Here is a 16024-nt window from a genome sequence, read left to right on the forward strand (position 1 = left end):
GGCTCGAGAGCCCGATCCGCGGGAGATGAGCCCTCAGGGCCTCTTGCTCAGACCCACCCCGCCACGACAGGATGATCTTTGCGAACGGTCGTCAAGACCACGGTCACGGGGAGGATGAGGAAGACGACCGGGATCATCATCGCCACCTCCTTCTTGCCGCCCGCCTCCATGAGTGCGCGACGCCCGGACTCGCGCACGTCCTGCGCCTGGGCGCGCAGGACGTCGGCGAGCGGGGTCCCGCGCTCCACCGCGACGGCGACTCCCTCCGCGAAGCGGGTGAGGCTCGGCAGGGCCGTCCGGTCGGCGAGCTGCTCGAGCGCCCGCGCGAGGGGTGTGCCGGAGCGCACCGACGCCAGGGTCGCGCGCAGCTCGCTCGAGAGCTCCCCGCGGGCCGCCGTCGCGACCCGCTCGAGCGCCGCGACCGGACCCTCGCCGGCGTTCACCGCAAGGGCGAGAAGCTCGGCGACGGTCGGGAACTCCGCGAGCATGCGCTGCTCGCGGCGTCGCACCGCACGGGTCAGGGCGTGGTCGCAGGCGAGGACTCCTCCCACCCCGCACAGCAGCGCGAGGAGCACGAGGAGCACGACGGACGAGCCTCGCGTCGTGGCGAGGACGATCGCGAACAACGTGCCCAGCGCGAGCCCGACGACGCCCCACACGACCTGGCGTGCACGGAACTGCTCGACGCTCTGACGACGACCCGCGCGCTCGATCCGGCGGCGGACGTCGGAGGACGTGGAGCCGAGCCGCTCGAGGCCCCGGCCGGCGTCGGCGAGCACCGGCGCGACCAGGCGCTCGACCGTCGGGAACGGCGTCCAGGTCGGCTGGTCGCGAAGGAGCACCGACGTCTTGTCGTGGGTCCGCAGGTAGGGCGCGAGGCGCTCGTCGAGCCGGATCGCACGACCGCGGACGCCGGCCGCAACGAGCAGCACCCCCACCCCGCCGAGCGCCCCGATCGCGGCACCCGTCAGTGATACGTCGAGCACGCTCATCGCAGCACCCTCTCCTCCTCGGGCAGGCGCCCGATCCGCAGCATGAGCTGGTACGCCGCGGCCGAGCAGGCGGCTCCGACGCCGAGGACGAGCGCCCCCGTCAGCGAGTTGTAGGCCGCCGCCGTCTCGGGCCGTGACGCCAGGAACCCGAGCACCACCCAGGGGCCCGCGACGGCGAGCCGCGCGCCGTTCACCGTCCAGGACTGGCGCGCCTCGAGCTCGCCGCGGGTCCGCGCGTCCTCCCGCAGGAACGCCGAGAGAGTGCGCAGGAGCCGCCCCAGGTCCGTCCCGCCCACGTCGCGCGTCAGCCGCAGCGACTCCACGATGCGATCGGCCACCGGGTCCGCGAGGCGATCCTTGAGCCGGTCCAGACAGTCCCCGAAGCGCCCCGAAGCGCGGTAGTCCACCGCGAACCGGGCGAACGGTTCCCGCAGCTCCGCCGGACCACGCTCGCCCAGCTGTCCGACGGCCTCGGGCAGCGACAGGCCAGCGCGGACGCCGGAGGCGAGGTGGTCCAGCACCTCGGGCCACACGTCGCGCAGCCGCGCCCTCCGGCGTCGGGCGCGGGAGCGCACGAGGAGCACCGGCAGCGACGCGGCGATCGCCCCGAAGCACGCGGCGATCGTCACCGACCCCGCGAGGACCGTCGCGACGAGGAGGACCACGAGCCCCACGCCCGCACTCGTCGTCACCAGAGCGCCGGGCGTCACGGAGGGCGCGCCCGCCTGTACGAGGAGGTCCTGGGTGCGCGCCGCCCAGCCGTCCGTACGGCGCTCCCGGGGCGGACCCGGCATCCAGAACGACCACCAGACGCAGAACAGGCCCGCTCCGAGCAGGAACCCCACGACCACGCCCACGTCAGCTCGCCCCCGACCACGTCGAGGCGTCCGCGACGGGCGCCCGCTCGGTGTGCAGCACGGCCGCCAGGTCGATCCCGGCACGCGCGAACCGGTCCGCGCCGGGCGGGAACCCGTCGGCCCGCACCAGGCGGTCCCCGGTGCGGACGAAGATCTCCGCGGCCTCCACCACGCCCTGCTCGACCCGCCCCGTGACCCCCAGAACCTCGCGCACCACCCTCCGCCCGTCGACGTCGACGCCGAGGTGGACGACGAGGTCGATCGCGGACGCGACGGTCGGCACCACGAAGCGGTCGGAGACGTTCTCGCCCGCCAGCAGCGGCAGCGTGCACATCTTGGTGATCGCCTCGCGGGCCGAGTTCGCGTGCACGGTGCACATCCCGGGAACTCCGGCGTTCAACGCGACGAGGAGGTCGAAGCTCTCCGCCTCGCGGACCTCACCGATGACGATCCGGTCCGGGCGCATCCGCAGCGCCTCCTTGACGAGGCGTCGCAGGGGGATCTCGCCGGTCCCCTCCAGGCTCGGCTGACGACACTGCATGGACACGACGTCTCGCACGGCGAACCGGAGCTCGAACACCTCCTCGCACGTGACGACGCGCTGCGTGGGCGGCACCGAGCCCGCGAGGGCGTTGAGCATCGTCGTCTTGCCCGCCTGGGTGGCGCCCGCGACGAGGATGTTCAGCCCGGCGCGGACCGAGGCGTCGAGGAACGCCGCCGCCTGCGGGGTGAGCGACCCGAGGCGCACGAGGTCGTCGAGGTGCGACGCGCGGACCACGTGCTTGCGGATGTTGACCGCCCAGGCGGTGCGCGTGACGTCCGGGATGACCACGTGGAGCCGCTCGCCGCCGGGCAGCGAGGCGTCGACGAACGGGCTGGACAGGTCCAGCCGACGACCGGACGAGCGCAGCATCTGCTCGACGAGGTCGCGCACCTGCTCGGCGGTGAGGATCGTCGTCGTGAGCTCGGACCGACCACCCCGCGCGACGAACACCTGCGAGGGCGCGTTGATCCAGATCTCCTCGATCTCCGGGTCGTCGAGGTAGGGCTGGAGCGGTCCGAGGCCGGCCACGGAGTCGACCACCGCGCGGCCCGCCGCCGTCGGGTCAGCGAGCGGCACGACGGCGCCGAGCGCGCTGCGCGTCTCGTAGTCGGCGACCGCCTCGCGGACGAGCTCGTCAACCGCCGCCCGGTCCCGCACGGGGTCCACCCCGCGCCGCCGGACGAGCTCGCGCACCTCGCCCTCGAGCACGCCGACGGCGTGCGTGTCCGTAGACATGTCGAGCATTCCCCCTGCTCTGCTGGCCGGCTGCCCCGCCGGACCGAAAGACCTGACCGAGAGAGTAGGGCATCCGCGCGTCTCGCGGCAGTGCCCTGTGGACACCGGCGGCGGGAGCCTCGGGATCACGGCACGCACCCACCGGGAACCCGCTCGCGGCGTCCCACATCGTGGGCGCGCGCACGGCTAGGGTCGGGTCATGACCGACCTCCCGCCCGGCCGCTGGCAGGCCGCCGCCCGCGCTACCGGCCTCCTCGGGGCGGACGGCGCGGTGGCGGCGACGGTCTTCGCCGAGATGACCGCCCTCGCGCACCGCACGGGGGCCATCAACCTGGGGCAGGGCTTCCCGGACGTCGACGGCCCGGCGACGGTCAAGCACGCGGCGGTCCGCGCGATCGAGGAGGGCCACAACCAGTACCCGCCGGGTCCGGGCATCCTCGAGCTGCGCAACGCGATCGCGAGCCACCAGTACCGGCACTACGGGCTGGACCCCGACCCGGAGTCCGAGGTCCTGGTGACCACGGGCGCGACGGAGGCCCTCGCCGCGACGATCCTCGCGCTGGCCGGCCCGGGGGACGACGTCGTGACGCTCGAGCCGTTCTACGACTCCCACGCCGCGTGCATCGCGCTCGCGGGGGCAAACCACGTCACCGTCCCCCTCGTGCCCGGCCCGGAGCGCTTCCGCCTCGACCTCGACGCCCTGCGCGCGGCCGTCACCGACCGCACGCGCCTCATCCTGGTGAACTCGCCCCACAACCCGACGGGCACGGTGCTCGACCTCGACGAGCTCGACGCGATCGCGGCCGTCGCGCGCCGCCACGACGCGGTCGTCGTCACGGACGAGGTCTACGAGCACCTGACGTTCGACGACGCCCGGCACGTGCCGATCGCGACCCTGCCCGGGATGCGGCAGCGCACGATCACGATCTCCTCGGCCGGCAAGACGTTCTCCTTCACCGGCTGGAAGGTCGGCTGGCTGCACGGGCCGGAGCCGCTCGTCACGGCCGTCCGGACGGTCAAGCAGTTCCTCACCTACACGTCGGGCGCGCCGTTCCAGCCCGCGATCGCCGACGCGCTGTCCGACGACGAGACCCCGCGCGCACTGGCGGACTCGCTCGCCGCGCGTCGGGACCTGCTGTGCGAGGGCCTGGTCCGGGCCGGGTTCGACGTCGTCGTGCCGCAGGGCACGTACTTCGTCATCGCCGACGGCGCGCCGCTCGGCTTCGAGGACGGCACCGCCCTGTGCCGCGAGCTGCCCGCCCTCGCGGGCGTCGTCGCCGTCCCCGTGAGCGCGTTCTGCGCGCCGGGGTCGACGACGGCCCGTGCGCTCGCCTCGCGCGTGCGGTTCACCTTCGTCAAGCGTGACGACGTGCTGCGCGAGGCGGTGGGACGACTCTCCCGTCTCAGCGAGGCGCCCCGCGCCTGACCGGGTCTCAGAGCACCCGCGGAAGCGCGCTCGACACGCTCGGGCGGGCCGGCCGGCTCAGCCGCAGACGCCGGGCTGCAGCTCCTCGACCGGGGTCTCGGGCGTCGTGCCCGGGTCCGTCGTCCCTGGATCGGTCGTCCCAGGATCGGTCGTGCCCGCCCCCGGGTCGGTCGTGCCGGGGTCGGTCCCCGTCGCCGGGTCGGTCGTGCCGCCCGCGGGCGCCGTCGCGTCGTCGCGCGGGTCGACGGGCTCGTGGCCGGGCGCGGGCGTGTCGTCGATGAGCCGCTGCCAGATCGCGTCGGCCTCCGACGTCCACTCGACGCGGTTGCGGTCGCTCGCCGCCTCGACGACGGGCACCTGGGTGAAGACGACCTCGGAGGGCTTGATGGCCCGCAGGCTGAACGCGAGGCCCGCGAGCGCCGTCGGGTCCGCGATGGTGGGGTCCGCGCTGATCGAGCCGAGCACGGCCTCGATGACCCCGTAGAGCTGGGGCGAGTTGGTGATGATGTTCTGGGACAGCAGCTCGCGCACGGCCGAGTCGATGAACGCCTGCTGGCGCGCGATGCGCGTGAGGTCGGACCCCATCTCGAGCCCCATGCCCGTGCCGTGCCGGGCGCGCAGGAAGCTGATCGCCTCGTGGCCGTTGAGCGTGTGCTCTCCGGCGGGAAGGTCCAGGGTGCCGTACCGCGGGCTCTCCTTGACGGGCTCCGGGAAGCACATCGTCACACCGTTGATCGCGTCGACGACGCCGATGACCCCGGTCATCTTGACGACGACGTGGTTGGTGATCGGCACGCCGGTCAGGTCCTGCACCGCGGTGATCGTGCACGCGGCGGCATACGTCATGTCGTCGACCCCGCCCGACCCGATCTGGAAGGCCTCGTTGAACATCGTGTTGCGCCGCGGGGACGACATCGACCCGTCGGGGAGGTTGCACGCCGGGAGGTCGACGAGCGAGTCGCGCGGGATGGAGACGACCTCCATGCGCGTGCGGTCGCCGGACACGTGCACGATGAACGTCGTGTCCGACCGCATGCCCTCCTCCTCGCCCGCGATCGCGGCGTTCTCCGCGTCGCGGTAGTCCGTGCCCATGACGAGGATGTTGAGCGACTTGCCGGCGAACGGGTCGGACGGGTCCTTGGGCGGCTCGACCGTCGGTCCTCCGACGACGAGGCCCGACACGTCGCTCACGGTGATCTTCGACTTGAGGTCGAGGTACACGGCTCCGGCACCCACAGCGACGAACACGAGCGCCCCGGTGAGGACGAGCCCGACGGCCCGCGCGACGCGGTGCGAGCGCAGGGCGCGCGCGTGGTGCGGGCCGCCGGAGGGCTTGTCCTCCCCGCCCTTCCGGGAGTGCGTCGTCTGCGGCGCGCGGGGCCGCGAGCGCGGGGACGACGAGGCGGGGGCGGTCGTTGGCACGGTCTGAGGGTAAAGGGTGCGGCGTGGATGCGTGCGCCGAACCAGCAGGAGGACGTGTGAAAGGGCGGCGAAGGACGGACCTGCGGGGGTGTCAGCGGTCGTGCACGGCAGCGACCCCGAGGTCGGGCTGGTCGGTGAAGAACCCGTCCATGCCCGCGTCGAGGAAGACCTGGACCTCGCCGGCGAGGTCCCCGTGGGCGGTCGGGTCGGCGCTCGAGCGGTGCTCCGCGGGCAGGAACTGGTTCTCCGCCCGGAAGGTCCATCCGTGGACCTCCAGCCCCGCGCGGTGCGCGTCGCGGATGACCGACGTCGGTGCGCCGAGCGTCCCGTCGGCACGCCGCGGGATCATGACGTTCTTCTCGAGCCCGACGCCGTCGGCGTACCGTGCGATCTCGCGCAGGCCGGTGCGCGTGACCAGGTCGGCGTAGGTGCGCGGGTCGCCCGCGGCGACGAGGTCGTAGGGGGCTCCGGAGCTGCTGACGAGCTGCGCGAGGTCGACCTTCGTCAGGCGGTCGAGCTCGCGCAGGTTGCCCGTCTCGAACGACTGCACGATGACGGGCGCCGTGCGTGAGTCGAGCCCGGCGTCGCGCAGCGCGGAGACGAGCGGTTCCTCGAGCGACAGCCCGACCGAGTCGAAGTAGGTCGGGTGCTTGGTCTCGGGGTACACCCCGACCTGCTTCCCGTCGCACGTCTCGGAGTGCCGGGCGAGGTCGAGGACCTCGGCGAGGGTCGGGACCGGGTAGAGGCCGTCGAACGCCGTGTTCTGCGGGCGGACGGCAGGGATCCGCTCCTTCGCGCGCAGGGTGCGCAGCTCGGCGAGCGTGAAGTCCTCCGTGAACCACCCGGTGACGGCGGTGCCGTCGATCGTCTTCGTCGTGCGGCGGTCGGCGAACTCGGGGTGCTGCGCGACGTTCGTCGTGCCCCCGATCTCGTTCTCGTGCCGGGCGACGAGCACGCCGTCCTTCGTGGTGACGACGTCGGGCTCGATGACGTCGGCGCACTGGAGGATCGCCTGCTCGTACGCGGCGAGCGTGTGCTCGGGCCGGTACCCGCTCGCGCCGCGGTGCCCGACGACGGTCACGTCGTCGGTCGCGACGCGCTCGCGCCGCAGGTCGACGAGGACCATCTCGGTGTCGTCCGGGGTGCCGGGCACGCGCGCGTCGTTCCCCGGGTAGTTGTTGTCGTTCGCGAGCAGCAGGCGGCCGTCGCGGAGCTGGACGACGGTCTCGAACGACTGCACCGGGAGCGAGAACGGGTCGCCGGTGCCGTAGCCGTCGCCCGCGCCGAGGCCGTGCGGGTTCGCGATCTGCAGCGCGTCGAGCACGAGCTCCTTCTCGAGCCGGCCGGACCTGTCGGCCTCGCCGAGATCGACGCGGTAGACGCGCTTGGTCACGGACTGCTCGCCGTCGAAGTCGTCGCGCTCGACGAGCAGGAGCTCGTCGCCACGGACCAGGAACGCGTCGCCCACGACGTTGGCGTCGGTGTCCACGCGGTAGGTCCAGGTGCGGTCGGTGTACCGGCCCGCGCGCGTGTCGAACTGGCGCACGACCCGGTCGCGCGGGTCGTCGCCGACGAGCGCGCCCTCGAGCACGGGGTACAGGTAGCGGCCGTCGCGCGAGCCCGCGAGCGCCTCGAACCCGCGGCTCGACCCGACGAGCGGCGTCTCCCCGGGCGCGAGGTACGGGTTGGCGGGCGACTTGCCGTCGGGGAACGGCACGGGCGGGGCGAGGAGCGCGCCCGTCGCGTCGACGTGCAGCAGGAAGGGCCCGAACTCCTCCCCGATCCAGAAGGTGCCGTCCTGCGCCCGCACGACGGACTCGATGTCGAAGTCGGCGCCCGTGAGGAGCCGCTCGTCGGTGTCCTCGTGGACGATCGGGAAGTCGACGTGGTGGCCCGGGTCGCGCAGCGAGAGGTGCTCGCCCACCTCGATCTCGCCCGCACCACCGCGCGCCGACTGCCAGTGGGGCGTGACGCGGTAGAGGCGCAGGAGGAAGTCGGCCGAGTTGCCCTTCGCGCCGAACCCGTTGTCCGGCTGGGCCCAGAAGGTCCCGTCGCCGTTGTCGATCATGGCCGAGAAGCCCGGGATCACCTGCCCGTCGAAGGGCCCCTGGCGGCCGTTGGCGGGGGTCGCGAGCGCACCGGACGGCGGCCCGTCCTCCAGGTGGTCGGCGGACAGCGTCGCGCGGGCGACGAGCGTGGGGACGACGGCCGTCGCGCGGCCGGGTCCGGCCCCCTCGCCCGGGCGGGCGGCGAGGGCGCCCGGTGCGGCGGCGAGCGCTGTCGCCGAGGGCGTCAGCGCGACGGCGACGGCGGCGGTGAGCGCGGCGGCGACCTTGAGCACGGCTGTGGGTCTCATGGGAGCCAGCCAAGCGCCGCCCGGCGACGCGGGGGTTGCGGACGAGCGACGGGTGGTCGACGAGCGCGTGGCGCGCCGGTGACCGTCAGACCGGCGTGTGCCAGCCGCCGCGGCGGAACGCGGGCGTCGCGAGGGCGAGCACGAGGAGCGACGCGACGACGGCGCCGAGCATGACGGTGGCCATCGCCACGGCGTCGCCCCCGAGCACGCCGACGAGCGGGCTCACGAGCCCGGCGACGCCGGACTGGAAGGCACCGATGACGGCGGCCGCCGTGCCCGCGATCTCGCCGTGCCGGGTGAGCGCGAGCGCCGACGCGTTCGCGGGGATCATGCCCTGCATCGACAGGACGAGGAACAGGGCCGCGACGATGCCGACGATGCCGCCCGCGCCGGTCAGGGCGACCACGAGCAACCCCACGGTGAACACTCCCTGCACGACGAGCGCGACGCGCAGCAGGCGCATGGGCGCCACGCGACGCACGAGCGCGGCGTTCGCCTGCGCGGAGAGCACGAGGCCGACGCCGTTGACCGCGAACAGCAGCGCGAACTGGCCGTGGCTGAGCCCGTACCCCTCCTGGAGCACGAACGGCGAGCCGACGACGTAGCTCATGAGCACGGCCTGGCCGAGCCCGGGCAGGACGGCGAGCGCGACGAAGTGGCGGTCGCGCAGGAGGCTCGCGTAACCACGCAGGACGGTGCGCGCCCCGGCGGGGCGCCGCCGCTCGACCGGGAGCGACTCCGGCATCCAGAGCAGGACGACGGCGGCGAGCGCCAGCCCGGCGGCCGCGAGGACCCAGAACACCGCGTGCCACGACGCGTGCGCGCCGATGAACGACCCGAGCGACGGCGCGAGGAGGGGCGCGAGCCCGATGACGAGCATGAGCCGCGAGAGGATGCGCGCGGCGTCGGAGCCGGTGAAGCGGTCGCGGATGGCGGCGATCGCGACGACGGACGCGGACGCGTTGAAGAAGCCCTGGAGCACGCGCAGCCCGATGAGGATCCCGATGTTGGGGGCCATCGCGCACAGGATCGAGGTCACGACGTGCAGCGACAGGCCGACGAGGACGGGCAGGCGGCGGCCGTACCGGTCGGAGAGGGGACCGATGACGAGCTGCCCGACCGCCCCGCCGACGAGCATGGCGGAGAGCGTCAGCTGCGCGAGGGAGTCCGGGGCTCCGAGGTCGGCGCCGACCTCGGGCAGCAGCGGGAGGTACATGTCGACCGTGAGCGCGGGGAGCGTGGCGAGCGCGCCGAGGAGCAGCACCCAGCGTGCGGACGATCTCGGTCGGGGCACGGCGGGGTCGACCGAGGAAGAGGGCATGGCGTCCATCGTATCGATTCGATCGTGCGGGACACGGCGCTTCGGGCGTGAGCCTGCTCTCCCTCACGGCCCGTGCGTGGGTGGCGTGCGGCAGGCTGGAGGCATGTGCGGACGCTATGCCTCCTTCCGGGACGCGCAGGACCTCGCGGACGAGTTCGCGATCGCGGACGTGGCCGACGACGCGCGGCTCCTGCCGCCGTCGTGGAACCTCGCGCCGACCGACCCGGTACGGATCGTCGTGGAGCGCGCGGCCAAGGACACGGGCGAGGTCCGGCGCTCGTTGCGCCTCGCGCGCTGGGGCCTCGTGCCGTCGTGGTCCAAGGACCCCAAGGGCGGCGCGCGCATGATCAACGCGCGCGCGGAGTCGATCCTCGACAAGCCGGCGTTCGCCAAGCCGTTCGGCGTCCGCCGGTGCCTCGTGCCCGCGGACGGGTACTACGAGTGGCGCGTCCTGCCCGACGGCGCGTCCCCGGCCGGGTCCGCGCCCGTGCGCCGGGGCAAGGTGCCCAAGCAGCCGTACTGGATCGCGCCCGGCGACGGCGAGAGCGCCGCGTTCGCCGGGCTCTACGAGTTCTGGCGCGACCGGACCAAGGCGGACGACGACCCCGACCGCTGGCTCGTCTCGACGACGATCATCACGACGGACGCGGCGCCGTACCTCGCCGAGATCCACGACCGCATGCCGCTCGCCCTGCCCGCCGACGCGTGGGACGCGTGGCTCGACCCGGCGGTCGACGCTCGCGGGGCGGCCGACCTGCTCGGGCTCGGCGGTCCGCACGACGACGTCCCGATGGTCGCGCGCGAGATCTCGACCCTGGTCAACTCCGTGACGAACGACGGTCCGGGCCTGCTCGAGGCCGTCTGAGCGGGCCGCGAGGTCGGCAGGGCGTCAGCCGCGGTAGGCCCACTGGAGGCGCACGGGCTCGATCGTGCCGAGCCCCTGCACCTCGGTCTCGGGCTGCGCCGTGAGCGCGAAGCGCTGGTCGCCCGCGAGCAGGCCCGCGGTCTCGCGGTCGACGAGGACCGTCGTCGGCTCGGCGATGTCGACGAGGCGGGCGGCGAGGTTGACGCTCGGCCCGAACACGTCGCCGAACCGCGAGAGGACCCGGCCCCACACGAGGCTGACGCGGACGGGCGGGACGTCGACGTCCTCCTCCCGCCCGCCGGCCTCGGCCAGGCCGAGCGCGACGCGTGCCCCGGTCGCGACGTCGTCGGCGACGTAGAGCACCGCGTCGCCGATCGTCTTGACGACACGCCCGCCCGCGGCGGTGATGACGTCGCGCGCGCTCGTCTCGAAGAGCTGGACGAACTCCGCGAGCTCGCTCGACCCCAGCCCGCGCGTGCGCTGCGTGAAGGAGACGATGTCCGCGAACCCGACCGCGCGCGGGAGCGGCAGCTCGTGCTCGTCGACCGCGGTGGCGCGCGCGTCCGAGAACTCGACCGCGAACCTCCCGGCGACCGCCGCGAGCTGGCGGCGCCAGGCGTGCAGGAGCTGCTCCTCGAGGACGGGTGCGAGCTCGGGCAGCCGGTCGAGGACGAGCAGGCGCGCGCTCGTGTCGTCGAGGTCGAACCGGCGCGTCAGGTGCTCGACGAGCGCCTCGACCTGCCAGAGCACGAGCCGCTCGGTCGTGTGCCCGGTGGACCGGATGAGGGTCGTCAGGGCGCGCTCGTCGAGCCGCTCCGTCTCGGCGAAGGCGAACACGTCCGCGAGCGCCTGCGCGTCCTTCTCGGTGAACGCGTGCTCCTCGCCCTCGGTGACGGGGAGGCCCAGCGCCTGCCAGTAGGCGCGGACCAGGTCCTCGCCGACGCCGGCGCGCTCGGCGAGCCGCTCGATGGTGAGGGTGCGGGGGCCGCCCAGCAGCGCCTCGTCGAGCACCGCCTCCGTCGCCTCGGCGTCCGGGGCCGGCTCGCCGCCCTCCCCGCCGTCCGGGGACGGGATGGCGGTGACGGGCTCGTTCTGCTCAGGGTCCACGGGCACCCGGCGATCCTATTCCTCGGCCGCGGCGGGCGAGATCAGTCGTGCCGGCGCAGGTGGTGGACGTCGCCGCTGTGGTGGACGCTCGTCGTCCCGTCGTCCTCGCGCACCACCAGGCCGCCGTCGGGAGCGAGCCCGGTCGCGAGCCCGACGACGTCGCCGCCCCCGACGCGCTCGACGCGCACGCGCGTCCCGAGCGTGGCGCTGACCTCGGCGCAGTCGGCGTCGAGCCCGGCCGCGTGGGCGTCGCCCCCGGCGTCCTGCCAGCGCGCCAGGACCTCGCCGAACGCCTCGTGGAGGGCGACGAGCACGACCTCCCGGTCGGTCGTCGCGGCGCCCGCCAGGGCGAGCGAGGTGGCCGTGGGGACGGGCAGCTCGTCGCGCTCCTGCGAGACGTTGAGCCCGACGCCGACGACGACGCCGCCGTCGGGAAGCACCTCCGCGAGGATGCCGGCGACCTTGCGCAGCGGCGCCTGGTCACCGGCTCGCGGCGTCGCGACGTCCGGCGACCCCGGCGCGGCGCCCGGGTCCGGCACGAGGACGTCGTTCGGCCACTTGACGACGGCGTCGACCCCGGCGGTCGCGCGCAGCGCGCGGGCCGTCGCGAGCCCGGCGAGGAGCGGGAGCCAGCTCAGGGCCTCGCGCGGCACCTCGGGGCGCAGGAGGAGCGAGCCGAGGAGCGCGGCGCGCGGCGGGGTCGTCCACGAGCGGCCCAGCCGGCCGCGCCCTCCGGGCTGGTGCTCGGCGACGAGGAGCGCCGGCGCGGGCCAGGCGCCCGGGTCGGCGGCGACCGCACGGGCGAGCTCGGCGTTCGTCGAGGCCGACTCGGGGACGACCTCGAGCCGGGCGAGCGGCCCCGCAGGCGTCACGAGCAGCTCCCGCAGGAACTCCGTCCGGAGCGGGGGACGCCCGTCGCCGTCGGGCCTGGTCTCGTCCTCGCGCGCGCTCGCCATGCCCGCCATCCTCCCGCACGCGGACGGTCCGGCACGAGGGCGGCCCGGCGGTCCGGGCACCCGGCGGCACGGCCCTGGCGCCCGCGGCGGGTTTGTCGACACCCACCAAGACCCGCCCCGGCCGTGCTGGCGTCGCCCGCATCGAGTTGGCGCCACCCGCCAACTAGGCTCGGGTCCGTGACGGACTCTGCGACCACCTCGCCCGCGACGCCCGAGGCACCCCCGACATCGCCCGACGCGCCCCACCTCGTGGGCACCGCGGCCAAGCTCGCCGACCTCGACCGTCGCCGCGCCGAGGCGACCGAGCTGCCCGAGGACGCGGCGCGGACCAAGCAGCACGCGCGCGGCAAGAAGACGGCGCGCGAGCGCATCGAGGCGCTGCTCGACGAGGGCAGCTTCGTCGAGCTCGACGCGTTCGCCAAGCACCGCTCGCACAACTTCGGCCTGGAGAAGAAGCGCCTGGCGGGCGACGGCGTCGTCGTCGGGCACGGCACGATCGACGGCCGCCAGGTGTGCGTGTACTCGCAGGACTTCACCGTGTTCGGCGGGAGCCTCGGCGAGGTGCACGGCCAGAAGATCACCAAGGTGCAGGACCTCGCGCTGCGCACGGGCGTCCCGCTGATCGGCATCTCCGACGGCGGCGGCGCGCGCATCCAGGAGGGCGTCGCGGCGCTCACGCAGTTCGCGGAGATCTTCCGCCGCAACGTCGCGTCGTCCGGCGTGATCCCGCAGATCTCGCTCATCCTCGGCCCGAGCGCGGGCGGCGCGGTGTACTCCCCCGCCCTGACGGACTTCATCGTCATGGCGGACAAGACGTCCAACATGTTCATCACCGGGCCGGACGTGATCCGCGCCGTGACGGGCGAGGACGTGGGCTTCGAGGAGCTCGGCGGCGGCCTGACGCACAACGAGAAGTCCGGCGTCGCGCACTACCTCGGCGCGGACGAGGACGACGCGATCGACTACGTGCGCCACCTCGTGTCCTACCTGCCGCAGAACAACCTCTCGGACGCGCCGTCGTTCCCGCCCGACGACGTCGAGCTCGACGTCACGGAGGTGGACCTCGAGCTCGACGCGCTCGTGCCCGACTCGGACTCGCAGCCGTACGACATGCGCACGGTGATCGAGCACGTGCTCGACGAGGGCGCGTTCCTCGAGGTGCAGCCGCTGTTCGCGAAGAACGTGCTCGTCGGGTTCGGGCACGTCGAGGGCCAGTCGGTCGGCGTCGTCGCGAACCAGCCGCTCGCGATGGCGGGCACGCTCGACATCGACGCCGCGGAGAAGGCGGCGCGGTTCGTGCGCACGTGCGACGCGTTCAACATCCCCGTGCTCACGCTCGTCGACGTCCCGGGCTTCCTCCCGGGCGTCGACCAGGAGCACCAGGGCATCATCCGCCGCGGCGCCAAGCTCATCTACGCCTACGCCGAGGCCACGGTCCCGCTCGTCACCGTCATCACGCGCAAGGCGTACGGCGGCGCCTACATCGTCATGGGCTCCAAGCAGCTCGGCGCCGACGTCAACCTCGCGTGGCCGACGGCGCAGGTCGCCGTCATGGGCGCGGGCGGCGCGGTGAACATCCTCCAGCGCGCGGCGCTCAAGCGCGCGGCGGACGCCGGCGACGACGTCGAGGCGGAGCGCGCCCGGCTCGTCGCCGAGTACGAGGACGCGATCGTCAACCCGTGGGACGCCGCCGAGCGCGGGTACGTCGACGCGGTCATCCGTCCGTCGGAGACGCGCGTACAGGTCGTGCGCGCGCTGCGGGCGCTGCGCACCAAGCGCGCGACCCTGCCGCCCAAGAAGCACGGGAACATCCCGCTGTGACCGCGGGCGAGCACCAGCGCCCGAAGAACCTCGCGAGGAAGGACCACGCATGAGCCACGACGACGCCACGCACGGACCCGTGCCGCTCGGGTCCGTGGACCCGGCGCCGCTGCACGCCGCGGTCGACGCGCTCACGGCGGCGCTGCACGAGTACGTCGAGACGGCCGTCGGCGTGCGGGCCGAGTTCGGGGCGTCCGAGGCGGACGAGGACCCGCGCGTCCTCGCGCTCGAGGGCCGCATCGGCGCGCTCAACGCGCGGCTGTTCGACGAGCTGCACGGCGCGCTCGGCATCCACGCCGACCTCACGACGTCGGTGTGGGACCCGGGCGCCGACGAGGAGGTCGACGACGACGCCTCGCCTGCCGACGTGCAGGACGACACGTTCACCCTCGACTACGTCGTCATGACTCACCCCGGCGGGCCGGACCTCGACGACGTCGTCGGGCTCCTGGACCGGTGGGGGCACGAGGCACGCGAGCGGCTCGTCGAGGCGGGCTACGCCGTCCCCGAGTGGGGCGTGGGACGCGGGGCGGACGACGACCACGAGCACGACGAGGACGACGAGTGAGCACGCCGCGGCCCGACGCCCCGAGCGTCCGCGTCGTGCGGGGCGCGCCGGACGAGCTCGAGGTCGCCGCGCTCGTCGCCGGCCTCGCCGCGGCCGCCGCCGCGAGCGGCCTGCCCGACGACGTCGCGCCCGTCGACGAGTGGACCAACCGCGCGCGCGGGCTGCGCGGGACCGGGGACGGCGCGACCGCGAAGAACTTCGGCGGGCGCTCCGGCCGGCACAACGCCGACTCGTGGCGCTGGAGCCAGCGGTCGTGACCGCGCCGAGCGCGTCGCCCCGCGTGCGCCGCCTGCCCGAGCGGGGCGTGCTCGTCGAGCTCCCCGCCTCCGCCGACGCGGTCGAGGCGGACCCGACCGGTCTGCCGGCGGTGGAGCCCGTGCCGGGCTGGCGCCGCTGGGCCTGGGCCGTGGCGTTCGTGCCGACCGTCGCGCTGCTCGTCTACCAGCGCCTCGCGTCGGGCCGCGGCTGGCCCGTGCCGGACGCCGTCGTGGTGGTCGCGACGCTGGGGCTCCTCGTCACGGCCCTGCTCGCGCTCGTGCGCTACCAGGACGACCGGGTGGTGGCGGGGCTCGCCCGCGGCCGCGACGCGCTGCTCGCCGCGCCGGTCCGGGCGACCGGGACGCTCGTGCTCCCCGGTGTCGGTGTCGTGGGCTCGACCACGGGCACCGGCGAGGACACCGCTGCGGACGGCGCGCGGGGCTCGGCGACGAGCGCCACGACGGCGGGTCCCTCGGTCGTGCGGGCGACGCTGGTCGTGACCACCGCGTCCGGCGCGAGGACCGCACGCCCGGCGCGCGTCGTCGTGCCCGACGGCGCGGCAGGTCCGCGGCCGGGCGACCCGGTCGCCGTCTGGCACGCCGCGGACGACGCGGACGCGACGGGCGTGCTCCTCGTGCGCTACCACCGCGCCTGGGCGGACGACCTCGCGGCGGCGCTGCGGGCCCTGTCCGACGACGCTTCTTCCGAGGGCCCGGCCACGGATCCGACCGGGGGCGACCGCGGCGAGACCCCGGGGAATCCGGCAGACCCGCGACCGGGCGCCGAGTAGTCTCGA

14 protein-coding genes are annotated in these 16024 nt (G+C 74.5%); 6 read left to right on the forward strand and 8 right to left on the reverse strand.

Annotated features, from left to right (window positions below):
• Positions 1 to 47: 47 nt before the first annotated feature.
• Genes ACFVN3_RS18715 through ACFVN3_RS18725 form a run of 3 tightly spaced genes read right to left on the reverse strand, consistent with a single transcriptional unit; the run spans position 48 to position 3128 of the window.
• A complete protein-coding gene (locus ACFVN3_RS18715) occupies positions 48 to 992 on the reverse strand; it encodes a type II secretion system F family protein (protein ID WP_378234484.1) in 945 nt (314 codons plus the stop codon).
• A complete protein-coding gene (locus tag ACFVN3_RS18720; RefSeq protein ID WP_378234485.1) occupies positions 989 to 1849 on the reverse strand; it encodes a type II secretion system F family protein in 861 nt (286 codons plus the stop codon). Before ACFVN3_RS18720 ends, ACFVN3_RS18715 begins: the two co-directional genes overlap by 4 nt.
• A gap of 1 nt (position 1850) precedes the next feature.
• Positions 1851 to 3128 carry a CpaF family protein gene (locus ACFVN3_RS18725; RefSeq protein ID WP_378234530.1) on the reverse strand — a complete coding sequence of 426 codons (1278 nt, stop codon included), beginning with the start codon at positions 3126 to 3128 and terminating at the stop codon, positions 1851 to 1853.
• A gap of 199 nt (positions 3129 to 3327) precedes the next feature.
• Between ACFVN3_RS18725 and ACFVN3_RS18730 the strand changes: the two genes are divergently transcribed.
• On the forward strand, positions 3328 to 4554 hold the full coding sequence (locus ACFVN3_RS18730; protein ID WP_378234486.1) for a pyridoxal phosphate-dependent aminotransferase: 1227 nt from the start codon (positions 3328 to 3330) through the stop codon (positions 4552 to 4554).
• A 57-nt stretch (positions 4555 to 4611) separates the two neighbouring features.
• Here the strand turns inward: ACFVN3_RS18730 and ACFVN3_RS18735 are convergent, their stop codons facing one another.
• The 3 genes from ACFVN3_RS18735 to ACFVN3_RS18745 form a co-directional block, all read right to left on the reverse strand.
• Positions 4612 to 5976 (reverse strand): LCP family protein, encoded by a 1365-nt coding sequence (locus ACFVN3_RS18735; RefSeq protein ID WP_378234488.1) that lies wholly within the window; start codon positions 5974 to 5976, stop codon positions 4612 to 4614.
• 91 nt (positions 5977 to 6067) lie between these two features.
• Positions 6068 to 8332, reverse strand: coding sequence for an esterase-like activity of phytase family protein (locus ACFVN3_RS18740; protein WP_378234489.1), 2265 nt, complete (start codon positions 8330 to 8332; stop codon positions 6068 to 6070).
• 85 nt (positions 8333 to 8417) lie between these two features.
• Positions 8418 to 9653, reverse strand: coding sequence for a multidrug effflux MFS transporter (locus ACFVN3_RS18745; RefSeq protein ID WP_047234053.1), 1236 nt, complete (start codon positions 9651 to 9653; stop codon positions 8418 to 8420).
• Between the two features lie 103 nt (positions 9654 to 9756).
• Between ACFVN3_RS18745 and ACFVN3_RS18750 the strand changes: the two genes are divergently transcribed.
• Positions 9757 to 10518, forward strand: a complete 762-nt coding sequence (locus ACFVN3_RS18750; RefSeq protein WP_378234490.1) for an SOS response-associated peptidase — start codon at positions 9757 to 9759, stop codon at positions 10516 to 10518.
• Between the two features lie 24 nt (positions 10519 to 10542).
• On the opposite strand, the gene ACFVN3_RS18755 is transcribed toward ACFVN3_RS18750, so the two are convergent.
• The gene (locus ACFVN3_RS18755) at positions 10543 to 11631 is read right to left on the reverse strand and encodes an adenylate/guanylate cyclase domain-containing protein (RefSeq protein ID WP_378234492.1); all 1089 of its coding nucleotides are present in this window, start codon (positions 11629 to 11631) and stop codon (positions 10543 to 10545) included.
• Positions 11632 to 11666: 35 nt separating this feature from the next.
• Complete coding sequence (locus ACFVN3_RS18760) at positions 11667 to 12581, reverse strand: biotin--[acetyl-CoA-carboxylase] ligase (RefSeq protein WP_378234493.1); 915 nt, start codon at positions 12579 to 12581, stop codon at positions 11667 to 11669.
• A gap of 177 nt (positions 12582 to 12758) precedes the next feature.
• On the opposite strand from ACFVN3_RS18760, the gene ACFVN3_RS18765 reads away from it, so the two are divergent.
• The 4 genes from ACFVN3_RS18765 to ACFVN3_RS18780 are packed head-to-tail and all read left to right on the forward strand — an operon-like array spanning position 12759 to position 16018.
• Positions 12759 to 14402: an acyl-CoA carboxylase subunit beta gene (locus ACFVN3_RS18765; RefSeq protein ID WP_378234494.1), complete on the forward strand. Its 1644-nt coding sequence runs from the start codon at positions 12759 to 12761 to the stop codon at positions 14400 to 14402.
• 49 nt (positions 14403 to 14451) lie between these two features.
• Positions 14452 to 14970, forward strand: coding sequence for a hypothetical protein (locus ACFVN3_RS18770; protein ID WP_378234495.1), 519 nt, complete (start codon positions 14452 to 14454; stop codon positions 14968 to 14970).
• Positions 14967 to 15227: an acyl-CoA carboxylase epsilon subunit gene (locus ACFVN3_RS18775; protein WP_378234498.1), complete on the forward strand. Its 261-nt coding sequence runs from the start codon at positions 14967 to 14969 to the stop codon at positions 15225 to 15227. The genes ACFVN3_RS18770 and ACFVN3_RS18775 overlap by 4 nt, the downstream gene beginning before the upstream one ends.
• A complete protein-coding gene (locus ACFVN3_RS18780) occupies positions 15224 to 16018 on the forward strand; it encodes a hypothetical protein (RefSeq protein WP_378234499.1) in 795 nt (264 codons plus the stop codon). The genes ACFVN3_RS18775 and ACFVN3_RS18780 overlap by 4 nt, the downstream gene beginning before the upstream one ends.
• The last annotated feature ends 6 nt before the right edge of the window (positions 16019 to 16024 follow it).

It is taken from the genome of Cellulosimicrobium sp. NPDC057862 (assembly GCF_042797035.1).
Lineage (GTDB): Bacteria > Actinomycetota > Actinomycetes > Actinomycetales > Cellulomonadaceae > Cellulosimicrobium.